At 65.4% G+C, this 17,107-nt stretch carries 16 protein-coding genes and 1 pseudogene; 3 read left to right on the top strand and 14 right to left on the bottom strand.

Going from position 1 to position 17,107, the window contains the following annotated elements; translation table 11 throughout:
- Positions 1-4 precede the first annotated feature (4 nt).
- The 6 genes from F6Q13_RS06850 to F6Q13_RS06875 form a co-directional block, all read right to left on the bottom strand.
- Positions 5-1,312: an ISL3 family transposase gene (locus F6Q13_RS06850; protein WP_293054320.1), complete on the bottom strand. Its 1,308-nt coding sequence runs from the start codon at positions 1,310-1,312 to the stop codon at positions 5-7.
- 82 nt (positions 1,313-1,394) lie between these two features.
- A complete protein-coding gene (locus F6Q13_RS06855) occupies positions 1,395-1,604 on the bottom strand; it encodes a hypothetical protein (protein ID WP_293054323.1) in 210 nt (69 codons plus the stop codon).
- A 199-nt stretch (positions 1,605-1,803) separates the two neighbouring features.
- Positions 1,804-2,664: a cyclopropane mycolic acid synthase family methyltransferase gene (locus tag F6Q13_RS06860; protein ID WP_293054326.1), complete on the bottom strand. Its 861-nt coding sequence runs from the start codon at positions 2,662-2,664 to the stop codon at positions 1,804-1,806.
- A gap of 170 nt (positions 2,665-2,834) precedes the next feature.
- Positions 2,835-3,692, bottom strand: a complete 858-nt coding sequence (locus F6Q13_RS06865; RefSeq protein ID WP_293054440.1) for a 3-hydroxybutyryl-CoA dehydrogenase — start codon at positions 3,690-3,692, stop codon at positions 2,835-2,837.
- A gap of 71 nt (positions 3,693-3,763) precedes the next feature.
- The gene (gene aceA, locus F6Q13_RS06870; protein ID WP_293054329.1) at positions 3,764-5,050 is read right to left on the bottom strand and encodes an isocitrate lyase; all 1,287 of its coding nucleotides are present in this window, start codon (positions 5,048-5,050) and stop codon (positions 3,764-3,766) included.
- A 280-nt stretch (positions 5,051-5,330) separates the two neighbouring features.
- Entirely contained in the window at positions 5,331-6,128 is a 798-nt protein-coding gene (locus F6Q13_RS06875) for an acyl-[acyl-carrier-protein] thioesterase (protein ID WP_293054332.1), read from the bottom strand.
- Positions 6,129-6,258: 130 nt separating this feature from the next.
- Here F6Q13_RS06875 and ramB point away from each other — a divergent pair, with 130 nt between their 5' ends.
- Entirely contained in the window at positions 6,259-7,680 is a 1,422-nt protein-coding gene (gene ramB / locus F6Q13_RS06880) for an acetate metabolism transcriptional regulator RamB (RefSeq protein ID WP_293054335.1), read from the top strand.
- The gene (locus F6Q13_RS06885) at positions 7,677-8,252 is read left to right on the top strand and encodes a carboxymuconolactone decarboxylase family protein (protein WP_293054338.1); all 576 of its coding nucleotides are present in this window, start codon (positions 7,677-7,679) and stop codon (positions 8,250-8,252) included. The genes ramB and F6Q13_RS06885 overlap by 4 nt, the downstream gene beginning before the upstream one ends.
- On the opposite strand, the gene F6Q13_RS06890 is transcribed toward F6Q13_RS06885, so the two are convergent.
- The 7 genes and pseudogenes from F6Q13_RS06890 to F6Q13_RS06920 all read right to left on the bottom strand — a co-directional run bounded on the left by F6Q13_RS06890 (position 8,243) and on the right by F6Q13_RS06920 (position 14,282).
- The gene (locus F6Q13_RS06890; protein ID WP_293054341.1) at positions 8,243-8,560 is read right to left on the bottom strand and encodes a hypothetical protein; all 318 of its coding nucleotides are present in this window, start codon (positions 8,558-8,560) and stop codon (positions 8,243-8,245) included. The two genes, F6Q13_RS06885 and F6Q13_RS06890, sit on opposite strands and share 10 nt — an antisense overlap.
- Positions 8,521-9,916 (bottom strand): annotated as a pseudogene (lpdA, locus tag F6Q13_RS06895) (dihydrolipoyl dehydrogenase). Before lpdA ends, F6Q13_RS06890 begins: the two are co-directional and overlap by 40 nt.
- A 106-nt stretch (positions 9,917-10,022) precedes the next feature.
- Entirely contained in the window at positions 10,023-11,135 is a 1,113-nt protein-coding gene (locus F6Q13_RS06900) for a fatty acid desaturase (RefSeq protein ID WP_293054344.1), read from the bottom strand.
- Between the two features lie 188 nt (positions 11,136-11,323).
- Positions 11,324-11,728 carry a hypothetical protein gene (locus tag F6Q13_RS06905; protein ID WP_293054347.1) on the bottom strand — a complete coding sequence of 135 codons (405 nt, stop codon included), beginning with the start codon at positions 11,726-11,728 and terminating at the stop codon, positions 11,324-11,326.
- A gap of 136 nt (positions 11,729-11,864) precedes the next feature.
- Positions 11,865-12,146, bottom strand: coding sequence for a putative holin (locus F6Q13_RS06910; RefSeq protein ID WP_293054350.1), 282 nt, complete (start codon positions 12,144-12,146; stop codon positions 11,865-11,867).
- A 30-nt stretch (positions 12,147-12,176) separates the two neighbouring features.
- Complete coding sequence (locus F6Q13_RS06915; protein WP_293054353.1) at positions 12,177-12,758, bottom strand: DUF779 domain-containing protein; 582 nt, start codon at positions 12,756-12,758, stop codon at positions 12,177-12,179.
- Positions 12,759-14,282, bottom strand: coding sequence for an aldehyde dehydrogenase family protein (locus tag F6Q13_RS06920; protein ID WP_293054356.1), 1,524 nt, complete (start codon positions 14,280-14,282; stop codon positions 12,759-12,761).
- A 67-nt stretch (positions 14,283-14,349) separates the two neighbouring features.
- On the opposite strand from F6Q13_RS06920, the gene F6Q13_RS06925 reads away from it, so the two are divergent.
- Positions 14,350-16,404, top strand: a complete 2,055-nt coding sequence (locus F6Q13_RS06925; RefSeq protein ID WP_293054359.1) for a prolyl oligopeptidase family serine peptidase — start codon at positions 14,350-14,352, stop codon at positions 16,402-16,404.
- A gap of 30 nt (positions 16,405-16,434) precedes the next feature.
- Here the strand turns inward: F6Q13_RS06925 and F6Q13_RS06930 are convergent, their stop codons facing one another.
- Complete coding sequence (locus F6Q13_RS06930) at positions 16,435-17,019, bottom strand: fasciclin domain-containing protein (protein ID WP_293054362.1); 585 nt, start codon at positions 17,017-17,019, stop codon at positions 16,435-16,437.
- Positions 17,020-17,107: the final 88 nt, after the last annotated feature.

The raw sequence follows: 17,107 nt of genomic DNA on the forward strand, positions 1-17,107 counted from the left end.
GGCTCTACGCCACCAAGCTGGGACGTCGGGTTCTAATCCGTGATGTCTGGTGATTGTTCTGGATTCGGCCGTGGTTGAGAAGTAGCCGCAGCCGGTAGTTGTCGAAGTTGCGGAATCCGCGCGCGGTGCGCTTGGTGTTTTTGATCTTCAGATTCAACGATTCGGTGGGCCCGTTGGAGACGTCGGTGTGGGCGAAGTAAGCCAGAAACTCCACCCGCCAGGTGTGCAAGGTCTTTCCCAGGCGGGCGACTTCGGGAACGGGGCAGTCGCGGGCGGCGGTGATGACCGCTGCCGCGGCGTTGGCGTCGCGCAGCTGGTAGCAGCGCATCAGATCCTGGGCGATGCTCCAGGCCGCGGTGATTTCCCCGTGCGGGTCACCAGCCAGCAGTCCGGCCCGCAGCCGATCCCAGGCCCGCTCGGAGAGCCGGTCAGCGCGGCACCGCAGGATGCGGCGGATCCCGTAAAGCGGGTCGCCGCGATGACCCCGATGCCCGTGGCTATCTTGCTGCACGCGGCGACGCACCTGGTCGAGCGCGGTCAGCCCAAGCCTGGTGACATGGAACGGGTCGAGCACGCGAACCGCTCGCGGCAACTGCTGTTTTAAGGCGCTGGCATAGCCGCGGAATGGGTCCAGCGACGCGGTGGCGATCTGCGCCTTCCACTGGTCGTCACGCTCGGAAAGCCAGCTGGCCAGCACCACACCGGAGCGGCCGTCGACCACCTCGAGCAGCCGCGCCGGCTGACCCGGTGTCAGATCAGCGATGCCGGTCGCATACTTCGTCGGATGCTGTCCAGTCGCGCGCAAGAACGCGGTCTCATCCACCCCGATCGCCCTCGGCGCATCCAGCCGGGCGGGGTCGTCGATGAGCGGCTTACCGCGAGCGGTGACGATCCGCATGATGGTCGCCCAGCCCACACCGAGCGCCGAGGCGACCCGCGAGACGGCGCCGTCGTGGGCACCGACCTGCTTGAACGCCCACCCCCGGGCCCGCTCGGTCAAACACGCGCGCGGCTGGATCGCAGGATGCTGCTCAGTCCACGTCTTTTTCGGACATAACGCATGCGGGCAGCACCAGATGCGTTTATGCCAGCACACCACCACCGGCCTGTCGCCAAGCGGCAGGTCGCGCACCCACACCGGGCGGCGATCCTTGGCCCGCGCCACCGCGCCGCACTCCGGGCACGCTACCGCTTCGGTGATGGTCTCTACCAGCAATTCCACCTCACCGCCGGCATCCGCGGCGGCCAGTACCCGAAACCCATCCAATCCGAACAACGCAGCAACCACCGATCCGGTAACCTCTGTTTCCAACCTGGGGCTCCTCAACAATCCGTGTGAACTTTGGTTTGTCATCACGGATCATGCCGAGCCCCAGGCCCACGATCAGCTCATTTCAAAGCCTCAAGCGGGTCTCGCCCGGACCCCCAGCTCCCAGGATCATGAAGAAGAGCCCGTAATGCTCAGGCTTGGTCTGGTAGCCGGCGTTTCTGGCCCACTTCCGCCCTGTGTTGCCCGATACCCCGGCCACCGTGGCCGCCGCCGTCGGTGACAACCCCGACCCCAGCGCCTCCCAGAACCTTTCCCGCACCGACGCTGCTGACATAACATCAAGATGAACACCCTGCCGCCGAAACCCCGTCTCGTACCCCATTGCTGCCAACACCTCTCGCTAAGATGTTGCAGCGATCACTTGAGGCTAAGCGGCGTGTCGTCGCCCTGGATGCACAGTCAAACCGATCATGTTCTGCACGCACCACTAGACCCGCACACCACGCTCCTAACCCCAGCGGCTTTTTGGGTGCTTATTTGGTCAGGGTGAACTGAGCGACTTCGGTGATGCCGCGCCGGAAGAAATCCGCACAGCCCACCAGATAACGCATGTAGCGGTTGTAGACCTCTTCGGACTGGACGGCAATGGCGCGGTCTCGATGAGCCTCGAGATTGGCCGCCCAGGTGTCCAAGGTTCGCGCGTAGTGCGGGTTAAGCGATTGGATCTTCTCGACCGAGAACCCGGCAGCCTGGGAAAACTCGAGGATATCCTCTTTCGAGGGCATTTGCCCGCCGGGAAAGATCTCTTGGCCGATGAAACGCATGAACCGCAAATCGCTCATCGACACCGGGATGCCGTGCTCGTGCCAGTAGGTCCAGGGATGGGTGAATAGGCTGTGCAACAACATCCGGCCGTCGCCGGGCATAATGTCAAAAGACCGTTCGAAGAACGCGGGATAACGCTCCTTCTTGAACGCGTCGAAGGCCTCCACGGTGATAATCCGATCGACTTTTTCGTCGAACTCTTCCCAGCCTTGCAGCCGCGCTTGTGCGGTCCGTTTGCTCGGAATGCTTGCCAGCTTCCGTTTGGTGTACTCGTATTGGTTGCGGCTAAGGGTGATACCGATGACATTGACGTCGTATTTCTCGATCGCCCTGGCCACGGCCCCGCCCCATCCGCAACCGACGTCGAGCAGCGTCATCCCCGGCTCGAGGTCCAACTTGCTCAGCGCCAGATCGATTTTGGCAAGCTGAGCCTCCTCCAGCGTCATGTCTTCTCTCTCGAAGTACGCGCACGTGTAAGTCATCGTGGGGTCGAGGAACAACGAGAAGAACTCGTCGGACATGTCGTAGATCGCTTGCGCCTCTTCGTAGTAGGGCCTTAATTTCGTCATAGAACCAACTACCCCGTTCACGCTGTCCGCACTGTTTTGATAGCACCCTACCGCACGCGTGGGGGCGGCAATATCGCGATGCGAGCTTGGCGCGCACCCCACCCCGTGATCCGGGTCGAAATGGCCGACCCCGGTGTCGGGGTAAGCACGTACCAAGCTTAGTAGCGCGCTCAGTAGCGGTAGAAACCCTGGCCGGATTTCTTACCGAGCAGACCCGCCTCGACCATGCGCAGCAGCAGCGGCGGCGGCGCATACTGCGACTGCTTGAACTCGTCGAACATCTTGTCCGCGATGAGTTTGAGCGTGTCGAGCCCGATGAGGTCGGACAGCCGCAACGGGCCCATCGGGTGCGAGAGCCCGGCGACCACGGCCTTGTCGATGTCCTCGGCGCCGGCAAAACCGGCCTCGACCATCCGGATCGCCGACAGCAGGTAGGGCACCAGCAAAGCGTTGACGACGAACCCCGACCGGTCCGCGCAGCGCACCACCTGCTTGCCCAGGACCGCACCGGCGAAGTCCTCGGTGCGGGCGGCTGCGGCGTCGTCGGTCACCAGCGTGCTGACCAGCTCGACCAGCGGCAGCACCGGGACGGGATTGAAGAAATGCAAGCCCAGCACGCGGCGCGGGTTTTTGGTGGCCGCGGCCAGCTTCATGATCGGAATGCTGGAGGTGTTCGAGGCCAATACCGCATCGGGGTCAGTGAGGATGTCATCCAGTTGGGCGAATATCTTGGCCTTCACAGCCTCGTCCTCGATCACGGCCTCGATCACCAGTTGCCGGTCGACCAGATCATCGAGGTTGGTGGTGAAGGACAGCAGGGCGGTGGCGGCGTCGCGTTCGCGCTCGGTGATCTTGCCGGCACTGACGCCGCGCTCCAACGATTTCACGATGCGGTCGCGACCAGCGGTGACCAGCGCCTCGGTGGGCTCGAACACCGTCACGTCGACACCCGCGCGCGCGGACACCTCGGCGATCCCCGCGCCCATCTGGCCCGCCCCGACCACACCGACGCGACCTATGCGTTCGATCGGCACAGCACTCCTTCCGGAAACCTTCGCTCAGCTGGTGGCCGGGCAGGGCCGCCGAACACCACCGAGCCTCAGTGGAACTGGCCCTCCTCGGTAGATCCGGCCAGCGCAGTCGTCGAGGAACGCGGGTCGACGGTGGTGGCGACCCGGTCGAAGTAACCGGCGCCGACCTCGCGCTGGTGCCTGGTCGCAGTGTAACCGCGCTCCTCGGCGGCGAATTCGCGTTCCTGGAGCTCGACGTAGGCGCTCATCTGGTTGCGGGCGTAACCGTAGGCCAGATCGAACATCGAGTAGTTGAGGGCATGGAAGCCGGCCAGCGTGATGAACTGGAACTTGTATCCCATCGAGGCCAGCTCCTTTTGGAACTTGGCGATGGTGGCATCGTCGAGATGCTTTTTCCAGTTGAACGACGGCGAGCAGTTGTAGGCGAGCATCTGGTCGGGATGCTCGGCCTTGACCGCCTCGGCAAACTGGCGAGCCAGCTCGAGATCCGGGGTGCCGGTCTCCATCCAGATCAGGTCGGCGTAGGGCGCGTAGGCCGTGGCCCGCGCGATGCACGGGTCGATGCCGTTGCGGGTGCGGTAGAAGCCCTCACTGGTGCGCTCGCCGGTGATGAACGGCCGGTCGCGTTCGTCGACGTCGGAGGTGATCAACGTCGCCGCCTCGGCGTCGGTGCGCGCGATGATGACGGTCGGCACATCGCACACGTCGGCGGCCAGACGGGCCGACGTCAGCGTCCGGATGTGCTGCTGGGTCGGAATCAGCACCTTGCCGCCCAAATGCCCGCACTTCTTCTCCGATGCCAGCTGGTCCTCCCAGTGCGTCCCGGCGGCGCCGGCCGCGATCATCGCCTTCTGCAGCTCGAAGACGTTGAGCGCTCCCCCGAAACCGGCCTCAGCGTCGGCGACGATCGGCGCCAGCCAGTTCTGCACCGAGGTGTCGCCTTCGACCTTGGCGATCTGGTCGGCGCGCAGCAGCGCATTGTTGATCCGGCGCACCACCTGCGGCACCGAATTCGCCGGGTACAGGCTCTGGTCGGGGTACGTGTGACCGGACAGGTTCGCATCCCCGGCAACCTGCCAGCCGGACAAGTAGATAGCCTTCAGGCCGGCGCGCACCTGCTGGACGGCCATGTTGCCGGTCAACGCACCCAAAGCGTTGATCCACTCCAGGTCGTGCAGCTGCTCCCACAACACTTCGGCACCGCGGCGGGCCAGGGTGTGCTCCTCGACCACGGTGCCCTGCAGTGCCGCCACGTCCGCGGCGGTGTAGGTCCGACGCACACCCTTCCACCGTGGATTGGTGTCCCAGTCGTGCTGGATTTGCTCGGGAGTTCTGGCCGCGCCAACGGTCGACATCAAGGTGCTCCTTCGGGTCCGTCACCGCGGCGGCCAAGCCCGGCCAGTTCTCAGGCCTGTTAACCTGCCAGCGGCTTCACTGGTTTGCTCAGCCGACGATGACATAACTTAGCGCCGCAGGTCTACCCGTTTCATTTGCCAACTTTCGTGACGGCCTTGCGGGGATTTGCAAAAGTTGCGAAGAGCCGACTCGCAGGATCACGGCCATCGTTACCCATCGGTAACCCGATTGCACAGGTGAACGCCGGTATTTGCCAATCGATGTCGCCCGCGATGGGCGCTACAGCGCGAAGATCGCCGCGACGGCCTTGGGCTCGTCGCCGACGGCATATGTGAGCGTTGTAACAGTACGGTCAACCAGTCCGGGACCGAACCGGTCGGTGGAGCCCGGCGGGTAGGCGTGCGAGATGATCTCCAACTTGTCGCCCAGGGCCACCGGCGCCTCGTGCTCGATGGTGACCCGCAGCGGCTTCTCCAGCATGGCCGGATGGGACGCCAGGTAGTCCTCGATGACACCCCAGTACACGGAGTTGTTCATGTGGTGAAACAGGTCGATGTCGGTGACCCGGACCGGATACTCGTGGATCTCCAGGGCGTCGTCGCGGCCGGCGGCCGCCAGGTAGGCCCGCCACCGGAGCCGGTCGACGTCGGTGGTGCGCCGCAGCCCCGCGACGAAGTCGTCGGAGATGCGGGCCGGCCCCTGGGTGTCGGGGTTGATGTTGATCCAGAACGCCTCGGACTCCATCAGGCCGCGGCCACGCTTTCCATCGATACGGACCCGCATCTCGCACCACCGGTTGGAGGTGCCCGAACACCAGCGGCGCAGCCGCAGCCTGTCCTGGAACTCGATCGGGCGAATCAGGTCGATCATGGTGCGACGCACGATCCACAGCGGGTGGGTCTCCTCGAAGCCCAGCTCACGCAGGTGGTCCTGGCCGATGTCCTGGATGTGCCGGGCTGCGGCGTCGAACCGGAGACGGCCCTCGCGGTCGATGTCGGCGACGCGCAACGGCCATTCCCGGTCGAAGACGTCGGGGTGACCGTCTGGCACCGGCATCAATTCTTTGTCGAGGCTCAACGACTCCACTCTCGCGCGACTGGTCAGGCTTCCTGCCGACAAGGATGCCAAACAACGACGCCGCCCCGCCAATCCGGGCCGCTGTGCCAACCCTGCAAACTGCGGATTCGCAACCCGGTAGCCTAGACGAGTGTCCAAGACGTTCGTCGGCTCACGCGTCCGTCAGCTGCGCAGCGAGCGCGGATTCAGCCAGGCCGCGCTGGCCCAGATGCTCGAGATCTCGCCAAGTTACCTCAACCAGATCGAGCACGACGTCCGACCGTTGACGGTGGCGGTGTTGCTGCGGATCACCGAAGTCTTCGGGGTGGATGCGACGTTCTTCGCCCCCCAGGACGACACCCGGCTGGTTGCCGAACTTCGCGAGGTGATGATGGACCGCGACCTCGACATCGACGTCGATCCTCCCGAGGTCGCCGCAGTGGTCAACGCCCACCCCGCGTTCGCCCGGGCGATGGTCAACCTGCATCGCCGCTACCGCATCACCGCCGCGCAATTGGCCGCCGCCACCGAGGAGCGGTTCTTCGACGGCAGCGGCAGCGGATCGATCACCATGCCGCACGAAGAGGTGCGCGACTACTTCTACGAGCGACAGAACTACCTGCACGAACTGGACACCGCCGCCGAGGAACTCACCACCCGGCTGCTGATGCACCGCGGAGACTTGGCCGGTGAGCTGTCGCGGCGACTCACCGAGGTGCACGGGGTGCACATCGTAAAGCGGATCGACCTCGGCGACACCGTGCTGCACCGCTACGACCCGCAGACCAAAACGCTGGAGATCAGCAGCCACCTGTCGCCGGGCCAGCAGATGTTCAAAATGGCCGCCGAGTTGGCGTACCTGGAGTTCGGCGACCTGATCGATGCCCTGGTCACCGACGGCAAGTTCACCTCCGACGAGTCGCGCACGCTGGCCCGGCTGGGACTGGCCAACTACTTCGCCGCCGCCGCGGTGTTGCCCTACCGCCAGTTCCACGACGTCGCCGAGAACTTCCGGTACGACATCGAGCGGCTCTCGGCGTTCTATTCGGTCAGCTACGAGACGATCGGGCACCGGCTGTCCACCCTGCAGCGTCCGTCGATGCGGGGGGTGCCGTTCTCGTTCGTTCGAGTCGACCGCGCCGGGAACATGTCGAAACGTCAGTCCGCGACCGGTTTTCACTTCTCCTCTAGCGGTGGCACCTGCCCACTGTGGAATGTTTACGAGACGTTCGCGAACCCGGGCAAGATCTTGGTGCAGATCGCCCAGATGCCGGACGGTCGCAACTACCTGTGGGTGGCCCGCACCGTTGAGCGGCGGGCGTCACGGTATGGGCAGCCCGGTAAAACCTTCGCGATCGGTTTGGGCTGCGAACTTCGGCACGCCCACCGGCTGGTGTACTCGGAAGGACTCGACTTGTCGGGGGACCCGAATATTGCGGCCACCCCGATCGGCGCGGGTTGCCGGGTCTGCGAGCGCGACAATTGCCCGCAGCGAGCGTTTCCGGCGCTCGGCCGCGCCCTCGACCTCGACGAGCACCGCAGTACCGTATCGCCCTACCTGGTGCGCCAGTGAGCGGGTCCGCACCTGATCCGCCCGCCCGCATCCCGTCGTCGGGCCGGGTGCGTGAGCTGGGCGTGGTCAACTGGGCGCTGGCCAAGCTGAGCGCGCGCGTGGTGGGTGCCCCGCAGATGCACCTGTTCACTACTCTGGGCCAGCACAGACGGCTGTTTTGGACCTGGCTGCCGTATTCCGGCGCGCTGCTGCGGGGTCGGCTGCCGCGCGCCGACACCGAGCTGGTGATCTTGCGGGTGGCCCATCTGCGCGGCTCCGCCTACGAACTGCAGCACCACCGCCGGATCGCGCGACGCCGCGGCCTGGGTGCCCGGACCCAGCAGGCGATCTTCGCCTGGCCCGACGGGACGGGCGAAACCAGCGGGCTCACGGCCCGCCAGCAGGCGCTGCTGCGCGCCACCGACGAGTTCGTCCACAACCGCTCGATCGGCGCCGAGGTTTGGCAGCAGTTGTCGAGCCATCTCGACCGGCGCCAGCTGATCGAGTTTTGCATGCTGGCAGGCCAATACGACGGTCTGGCGGCGACGTTGTCGGCTCTGGCGATCCCGCTGGACCACCCCGGTCACAGATAGGTCGACCGCAACACAGCCAGCGTGAGCACGACCGCGGGAATAGGCAGCATGAAGAAGAACATCGCCCAGGGATGGCGGCCGCGCCGGCGCAGCCGCCATCCCCACAGCCCGGCCACGATCGCCAGCAGCACCGACGCCGCCAGCACGATGAGACTCCACAGGCTCACCGTGGTGAGCTCGGCGCCGATCGAGATCGCGACCAGCCAGCCCATGTAGCCCAGCAGCAAGCCGCCGATGGTGGCCACGACCGAGTCGGTACGCACGGTGTTCAGAAGTTGATCATGTGGCCGGTCAGGCCGTGGAAGCATTCCTGCAGCGCCTCTGACATCGTCGGATGGGTATGCACGTTGCGCGCCAACTCCGCGGCGGTCAAGTCCCATTTCTGCGCCAGCGTGAGCTCCGGCAGCAGCTCGGAGACGTCGTGGCCGACCATGTGCGCGCCGAGCAGCTCGCCGTGGCGGCCGTCGGCGACGAGTTTGACAAATCCGCTGGGATCGCCCAGCCCGTGCGCTTTCGCGTTGGCGGTGAACGGGAACTTGGCGACTTTGACGTCGTACCCCTCGTCACGGGCCTGCTGCTCGGTGAGCCCGAAGCTGGCCACCTGAGGCTGGCAGAACGTCGCGCGAGGCAGCATCCGGTAGTCGCCGAGCGGCATGGTCTGCACGCCGGCGATGGCTTCGGCTGCCACCACACCCATGGCCTCGGCGACGTGGGCCAGCAGCAGACGGCAGGTGACGTCGCCGATCGCATAGATGTGCGGCACATTGGTGCGCATGTACTCGTCGATGCCGATGCCCCCGCGTTCGTCCAGCGCCACACCTGCCCTGTCCAGCCCATAACCCGCGACATTGGGCGCAAACCCGATGGCTTGCAACACTTTCGCAGCCTGGAGCTCCTCAGCGCGGCCATCTTTGCTGACCGCCACCGTGACCCGCGAGCCATCGTCGACAATCGATTCGACTTTGGTTCCGGTGCGGATCGTGACGCCCAGCTTCTTGAACTGCTTTTCGATCTCCCTGGATACCTCGGGGTCCTCGTTGGGCAGCGCCCGGGGGAGGAATTCGACGATGGTGACGTCGACACCGTAATTGGCCAGTACGTAACCGAACTCTATGCCGATCGCCCCGGCTCCGGCGATGATGATCGATTCCGGCAGATCCCGCGACAGGATCTGCTCCTCGTAGGTGACGACGTTGGCCGACAGCGACGTGCCCGGCACCAGCCGGGCGCTGCTGCCCGTGGCGATGATCGCGTTGTCGAAGGTGACGGTTTGAGCACCGCCGTCGTTGAGGTCCACCGACAGCGTGTTGGCATCGGTGAACCGGCCATAGCCGTGAATTTCGGTAATCTTGTTCTTCTTCATCAAGAAGTGCACCCCGGCGACCCGGCCCGCGGCCACGTTGGCGACTGCGGTCGTAGGCGACGCCGTAGTCGAAGGTCGCCTCGCCGCTGATCCCGAACGTCTTGGCGTCCCGGGTGAGGATGTGCGCGAGTTCGGCGTTGCGCAGCAGGGCCTTCGACGGGATGCAACCGACATTCAGGCACACTCCGCCCCAGTATTTGGGTTCGACAACGGCGGTGTTGCGCCCCAGCTGGGCGGCCCGAATCGCCGCGACGTACCCGCCCGGGCCGGCTCCGAGAACGACGACGTCAAAATGGCTCACGACACCACCCTAAATGGCCAAGAATTCGGCGGGATCTGCGACTGGGCCCGGCCCGCGTCACCGACGGCTCCCGACGGTGCTTCCGGGGAGGGCTACGGCCGCGGCCTCAACGCGCCTCAGTGGCGGCAGTGGGGAGCGCGCCCTCCGAGGTGAACCGGTCCGGCAGCGCCAATCGGCAGATTGTGCGCACCGTGAGCAGATACTGGCGCAGTAACGGGCCGGTCGTGTAGGGCAGGTCGTGGGCAAGGCACAAGGCGCGCACCCGTTCGGCGATCGCAGGGTACCTACTGCTGGGCAAGTCAGGATAGAGGTGATGCTCGATTTGGTAGCAGAGGTTGCCACTCATGAACCTCAGCACCGGGCCTGCCCGGAAGTTCGCGGTACCGAGCATTTGCCGCAGATACCATTCGGCCTTCGTCTCCGCGTCGAGCACCGCCGGCGCGAATTTCTCCGCTCCGTCCACCAGGTGCCCGCAGACAATGACCACGTAGGCCCATACGTTGCGCAGCCCGTTGGCTACCACGGTGGCCGCGAGTGTGCGACACCATCGGCGGCGACTCAGCGCAGGAAAGAGCACGTAGTCCTTGCCGACCTGACGAGCTATCTTGCGGATCAGCGCCCTGGTGTGGAGGGATTTAGCGGTGTCTGTCGTCTCGCGTTCCTGCACCGCGTACAAGCCGTGAAGTGCGACGCCCCATTCGAAGGCAAGGGCCAACAGCACCGCGTACACCGGCTGCAGTAACGCGCTCGGCCGCCAGTGCTGGTCCCGCGTGACGCGCATGACCCGGAATCCGAGGTCGTCATCCACCCCGACGCTATTGGCGAAGACGTGGTGTCGGTAGTTGTGCGAGTAGCGCCAATGCGACGTGAGGCCGGCGTTGTCCCACTCCCAGGTATTGGAATGGATTTCCGGGTCGTTCATCCAATCCCATTGGCCGTGGATGATGTTGTGGCCGAGTTCCATGTTCTCGATGCACTTGGCGACCGCGAGCGCCGCCGTTCCGAGAGTCCATCCATACCTGCTTTTGCTGGCAAGGATCGTCACCCTTGCGGCGATCTCAAGGCCTCGCTGAAAAGCGATGACCCGCCGGATGTACGTCCGGTCTTCGGCGCCGCGCGAATCCTCGACCTCGGAGCGGACCGCGTCCAACGCGGCCCCGAGCACCTCGAGGTCCGCGTCGCTCAGATGGGCGTATTGAGGTACATCGGTGATGGCCACGGGCCCTCAACGGGGTTCGGGCGTGGTCGCTGCCGGGTGGGTCAAGCACACGACTTCGACATGACAGGCGTGCTGCGCCATCGTGCTCACGTCCGATCTGATAGGTGGGTTTGCCAGCCTCGTCGGTAGACCATAGTCCCAAACGATGAGAACCACCAACCGCCGGAATGGGGAGTCGGCTGGGCGCCTCAGTGCGGAACCACGCCCAGCAGGCAGGGCGCCGTGGTGTGGGCACAGTAGAAGGAGCCGTAGAACGGGGCCGCAGCAGCGACGGAGGCGAACAGCGCCGACATCATCGCGATGGCCAGCGCGGACAACAGCGGCCGATCCGGCACCATCGCCAGCGTCAGGCCCGCGACCACGCAGACCACGGCGTAGACAAACGTGACGAACACGACCGGGGTCTTGTGGGGCGACATGTCGTGGGTCCACCAGTAAAACAGCCCCGGGCCGATCGCGGCAGCCGGCAGCCACACCGCGATCAGCGTCAACACGAGCTGCCACCACTTCAGGTAGTGGTAGCGGCTGGGCACGGCCAGCGGCGGGGCGGGCGGGGCAACCGGCTCGGCGCCGAACGTAACGCGCTGGCCCAACTCGACGCTGCGCGCGTCCGGCTGCGTTTCACCGGCCGGCGGTTCCCCCAGCTCCAGCGCGCCGGTCTGGAAGGTCGGCAGGTACGGCTCGGTCGGCGGCAGCGATTCGGCGCCGTCGTGCGTGTTGTCGTGCTCGTTATCGGGCAGGGGTCATCACCTCGATCACAGTGAGCACTCCGAACCATCCCGGTGCCAACGCCAGCACGAACGCGCCCAGCCCGGTCACCCATCGACGCCGGGAGGACAGGATCACCAGCAGTCCGGCGACGGTGGGTAAACCGACCACCAGCCCGATCACGATGTCCGACCGGACCCGGACCGAGACCAGCAGGGTGGCTGCAGTTCCCGCCACCACCCCCACGGCGACACCCAACAGCATGGTGCTGGCCAGCACCCAGGCTCGCGGCAGCGGTATCACAGTTGAGGACCTTACTGCGGCAACGCCCGGCTACCGCGCTGCGCGTGCGGCGTGCCCAGCAGGTACTCGACAAACGTCACCTGCCTCGGCCACCACCGGGCTGCGGGCCGCCGGCCGCTCGCCGCGGGCGTAATCGGCGCCGGTGATCACCGGGGCGGTCGCCAGGGCCGCGACCTCGGTGTCGCGGAATGCCCGCCCGCGGGACAGGAACCGCACACCTTCGGGGACTTCCAGACTGAACCCGCCGCCGCGGCCCGGCACCACGTCGATGACCAACTGGGTGTGCTTCCACGCCTGAAACTGCGGCCCGGAGATCCACACCGGCACCCCGCCGTCGGCGTCGTTTTCCACGTCGGGTTCTATGCCGGGTTCTAAGCCGGATTCTATGTCGAGCACCCCGAGCAACACGTCGCGGTCACCGACGACGAAGTCTCCCTGCGGGTAACACATCGGCGAGGAGCCGTCGCAGCAGCCGCCGGACTGATGAAACATCAGCGGTCCGTGCTGCTCGCTCAGTCGCCGCAGCAGGGCGGCCGCGGCGGCGGTGACCACCACCCGGTCGACGCCGCGGCGCTCCTGGGTTTCATCGCTGCGCTGCGCATCGTCGCGCATTCAAAACAGCCCCAGTGCCTGATCCGAGTAGGACACCATCAAGTTTTTGATCTGTTGGTAGTGCTCCAGCGTCATCGTGTGGGTCTCGCGACCGAACCCGGACTGCTTGTAGCCGCCGAACGCGGCGTGCGGGGGGTAGAGGTGGTAGCAGTTGATCCAGACCCGGCCGGCCTGGATGTCGCGGCCGGCCCGGTAGGCGGTGTTGCCGTCGCGGCTCCACACCCCCGCGCCCAGGCCATACAGGGTATCGTTGGCGATGCTGATCGCGTCGTCGTAGTCGCGGAACGACGTCACGGCCACCACCGGCCCGAAGATCTCCTCCTGGAAGATGCGCATCTTGTTGTGCCCGGCAAAAATCGTCGGCTGCAGGTAGTAGCCGCCGGACAGGTCCCCGCCGAGCTCAGCGCATTCACCGCCGATGATGATCTTGGCGCCCTCGTCCTTGCCGATCTCGATGTAGGACAAGATCTTTTCCAATTGGTCGTTAGAGGCCTGCGCACCCAGCATGGTCTCGGTGTCCAGCGGATCGCCCTGCCGGACCGCTTTGGTGCGGATCGCGGCGAGCTCCAAAAACTCGTCGTAGATGTCGGCCTGGATCAGGCTGCGCGACGGGCAGGTGCACACCTCGCCCTGGTTGAGGGCGAACATCGTGAAGCCTTCCAGCGCCTTGTCGCAGAAGGCGTCGTTTTTGGCCATCACGTCGGCGAAGAAGATGTTGGGGCTTTTGCCGCCCAGCTCGAGAGTCACCGGGATCAGGTTCTGGCTGGCGTACTGCATGATCAGCCGCCCGGTGGTGGTCTCCCCGGTGAACGCGACCTTGGCGATCCGGTCGCTGGAGGCCAGCGGCTTGCCGGCTTCCACCCCGAAGCCGTTGACCACATTGACCACGCCGGGCGGCAGCAAGTCACCGATCAGGCTCATCAGATAGAGCACCGAAGCCGGGGTTTGCTCGGCGGGCTTGAGCACTACCGCGTTGCCGGCGGCCAGCGCCGGCGCCAGCTTCCAGGCACCCATCAGAATCGGGAAATTCCACGGGATGATCTGTCCCACCACGCCCAACGGTTCGTGGAAGTGGTAGGCGACAGTGTCCTCGTTGATCTGACTCAGAGTGCCTTCCTGGGTGCGGATCGCGGCGGCAAAATACCGGAAGTGATCTGCGGCCAAAGGGATGTCGGCACTCAGCGCTTCCCGGATCGGTTTGCCGTTGTCCCAGGTTTCAGCCACCGCCAGCTCCTCGCGGTGGGCGTCGATGCGGTCGGCGATCTTACCGAGAATCGCCGCACGCTGCGCCGGGGCCGTCTTACCCCACGACGGCGCGGCGCGATGGGCGGCGTCGAGCGCTTTGTCGACGTCGGCCGCGTCGGAACGCGGCACTTCGCAAAATGTCTGGCCGGTCACCGGCGTCGGATTCTCGAAATAACGGCCCCCGACCGGCGCCACCCACTCGCCGCCGATGAAGTTGTCGTACCGCGATTGGAAGCTCATCAGCGCCCCCGCGGTTCCCGGACGTGCGTAGACGGTCATCGGATCTCAGCTCCTCGATCTGTCGTGTAATACAGCTCACACTACCGCCGGGGCCACAATAAGTTCCATGGGTGGAAATGCCCCGGGTGGCGACGAGGCGGACCCGTTCCGGTGGCTTGAGGACATCACCGGCGAGGCTGCACTGAATTGGGTACGCGCCCGAAACGAGCCCACCGTGGCCGAGTTCGGCGGCGAGGAGTTCGAGCGGATGCGCGCTGCGGCGCTCGAGGTGCTCGACACCGACGCCCGCATCCCTTATGTGCGCCGTCGTGGCGAGTACCTCTACAACTTCTGGCGAGATGCGGCCAACCCGCGCGGGTTGTGGCGGCGTGCCACGCTGGAGGAATACCGCCGCGATCGGGATTGGGACGTGCTGATCGACGTCGATGAGCTCAGCCGAGCCGACCGGGAGAACTGGGTGTGGGCGGGTGCCGACGTCATCGAGCCGGACTACACCCGTGCCCTGATCAGCCTGTCCCGCGGCGGTTCGGACGCCGCGATTGTCCGCGAGTTCGACATGGCCACCAGGAGGTTCGTGGCCGACGGGTTCACCCTTGGCGAGGCCAAGACCCGCATCAGCTGGGCCGATCCGGACACCGTGCTGGTGGGCACCGACTTCGGCGAAGGCTCGCTGACCGACTCCGGCTATCCACGGATCGTCAAGCGGTGGCAACGAGGCCAGCCGCTGACCGCGGCGCAAACGGTGTTCGAAGGGGCCCACAGTGACGTTGTCGTCGCTGCGGGTGTCGACCGCACCCCGGGGTTCGAGCGCACCCTGCTGCACCGCGCTGTCGACTTCTTCAACGACGAGGTCTACGAGCTTCGCGGCCTCCCGGACGACTCGGAGCTCATCCGCATTGCCACCCCCACCGACGCTACTATTTCGGTGCATCGGCAATGGCTGCTGATCGAGTTGCGCACCGACTGGCACACCGACGCCCGCTCGTATGCGGCGGGTTCGCTGCTGGCCGCCGACTACGAGAAATTCCTGGCCGGCACGGCGACTTTACATGTGGTATTCGAACCTGACGCGCACACCGCGCTCTACCAGTATGCGTGGACGCGCGAGCGGTTGGTGATGGTCACGCTGGCCGACGTGGCCAGCCGGGTGGAGATCGTCACGCCCGGCAGTTGGGAACGCCGGGCGGTCACCGATGTGCCCGCCAACACCAACACCGTCATCGTCGCCGCCGACGCAACCGGTGACGAGATCTTTCTGGATTCCAGCGGATTTGACACACCATCGCGGCTGCTGCACGGTGCCGCCGACGGGCCGCTGCAACAGATCAAGTCCGCGCCGGCCTTCTTCGACACCGAGAACATCAGTGTCACACAACATTTCGTGGCGTCCAAGGATGGGACACCGATCCCGTACTTCGTGGTGCGGCCCAGCGACGCGACCGGCCCCACGCTGCTGAGCGGCTACGGCGGGTTCGAAGTGGCCCGCACCCCAGGGTACGACGGCGTGTTGGGGCGGCTGTGGCTGGCCCGCGGCGGCACGTACGTGCTGGCCAACATCCGTGGCGGCGGTGAATACGGCCCAGGTTGGCACACCCAAGCGATGCGGGAGGGCCGACACAAGGTGGCCGAGGATTTCGCTGCAGTGGCAACCGATCTGGTCGACCGCGGAGTCACGACGGCCGAGCAGCTCGGTGCACAGGGCGCCAGCAACGGCGGGCTGTTGATGGGTATCATGCTGACCCAGTACCCGCAGCTGTTCGGCGCGTTGGTGTGTCAGGTTCCGCTGCTGGACATGCGCCGCTTCCATCGGCTGCTGGCCGGCGCTTCCTGGATCGCCGAGTACGGCAATCCCGACAATCCCGACGACTGGGAATTCATCTCGAAATACTCTCCCTACCACAATATTTCGTCGAAAGTGCGCTACCCTCCGGTGCTGATCACCACGTCGACCCGAGACGATAGAGTGCATCCCGGGCACGCGCGCAAAATGGCCGCGGCGCTCGAAGCCGCCGGGCAGCGGGTCTGGTACTACGAGAACATCGAAGGCGGCCATGCCGGTGCGGCCGACAACGCCCAGATCGCGTTCCGGGCGGCGCTGATTTTTTCGTTCCTGTGGCGGACGCTGGGCACCGCCCCAGTTGATGGCTCCGGCATCACATAGCCGCACCCGCCGACTTCGGCGCCGCCGGCCTCACTGCCCGGGTGGCATCAGCACGGTGTCGATCATGTACACCTGCGCATTGGCGGTCGGCACGCCGCCGCAGACCAAACCGGCGTTGTTGACCTTGAGGGCGTCGCCCGAGCCGGTCACGTTCACCGATGCACCCTCGAGAGTCTTATGTGAGCCGTCGATCTGCGCCGGGCTCAACTGACCGGAAACGACGTGATAGGTCAGGATTTTCTTCAACATGTCGGCGTTGGTCTTGAGTTCATCGATGGTCGATGCCGGCAACTTGTTGAACGCGGAATCGGTGGGCGCGAAAACCGTGTATTGGCCGCTGTTGAGGGTGTCAACCAGGTTGACGTTGGGGTTGAGCTGACCCGAGAGAGCAGCGGTCAGCGTGGTGAGCTCGGGATTATTCGATGCCGCCACCGCCACCGGGTCTTGCGACATCCCGGCGACGGAGGCCGGACCGTCCGGGTGCAGCGCCGCGTAGTCGGCGCACCCCGGCCCGATCAGATCGGGCGCTGCGGTTGCTGCTGTCGAGGTCACGACGCTACCCGCAACCGTCGCGGCCGCGAAAGCCGTCACTAGAACTGCTTTTTTTCTGTTCATGGTGTTCATGGTGCAGAGCTCCTCGGTATCGGCGACGGCGGTGCCGCCTGGTTCACGGCTGACATGGTTGGTTCGGAGCCGGGTGGGT

The organism is Mycobacterium sp., from assembly GCF_008709575.1.
GTDB lineage: Bacteria > Actinomycetota > Actinomycetes > Mycobacteriales > Mycobacteriaceae > Mycobacterium.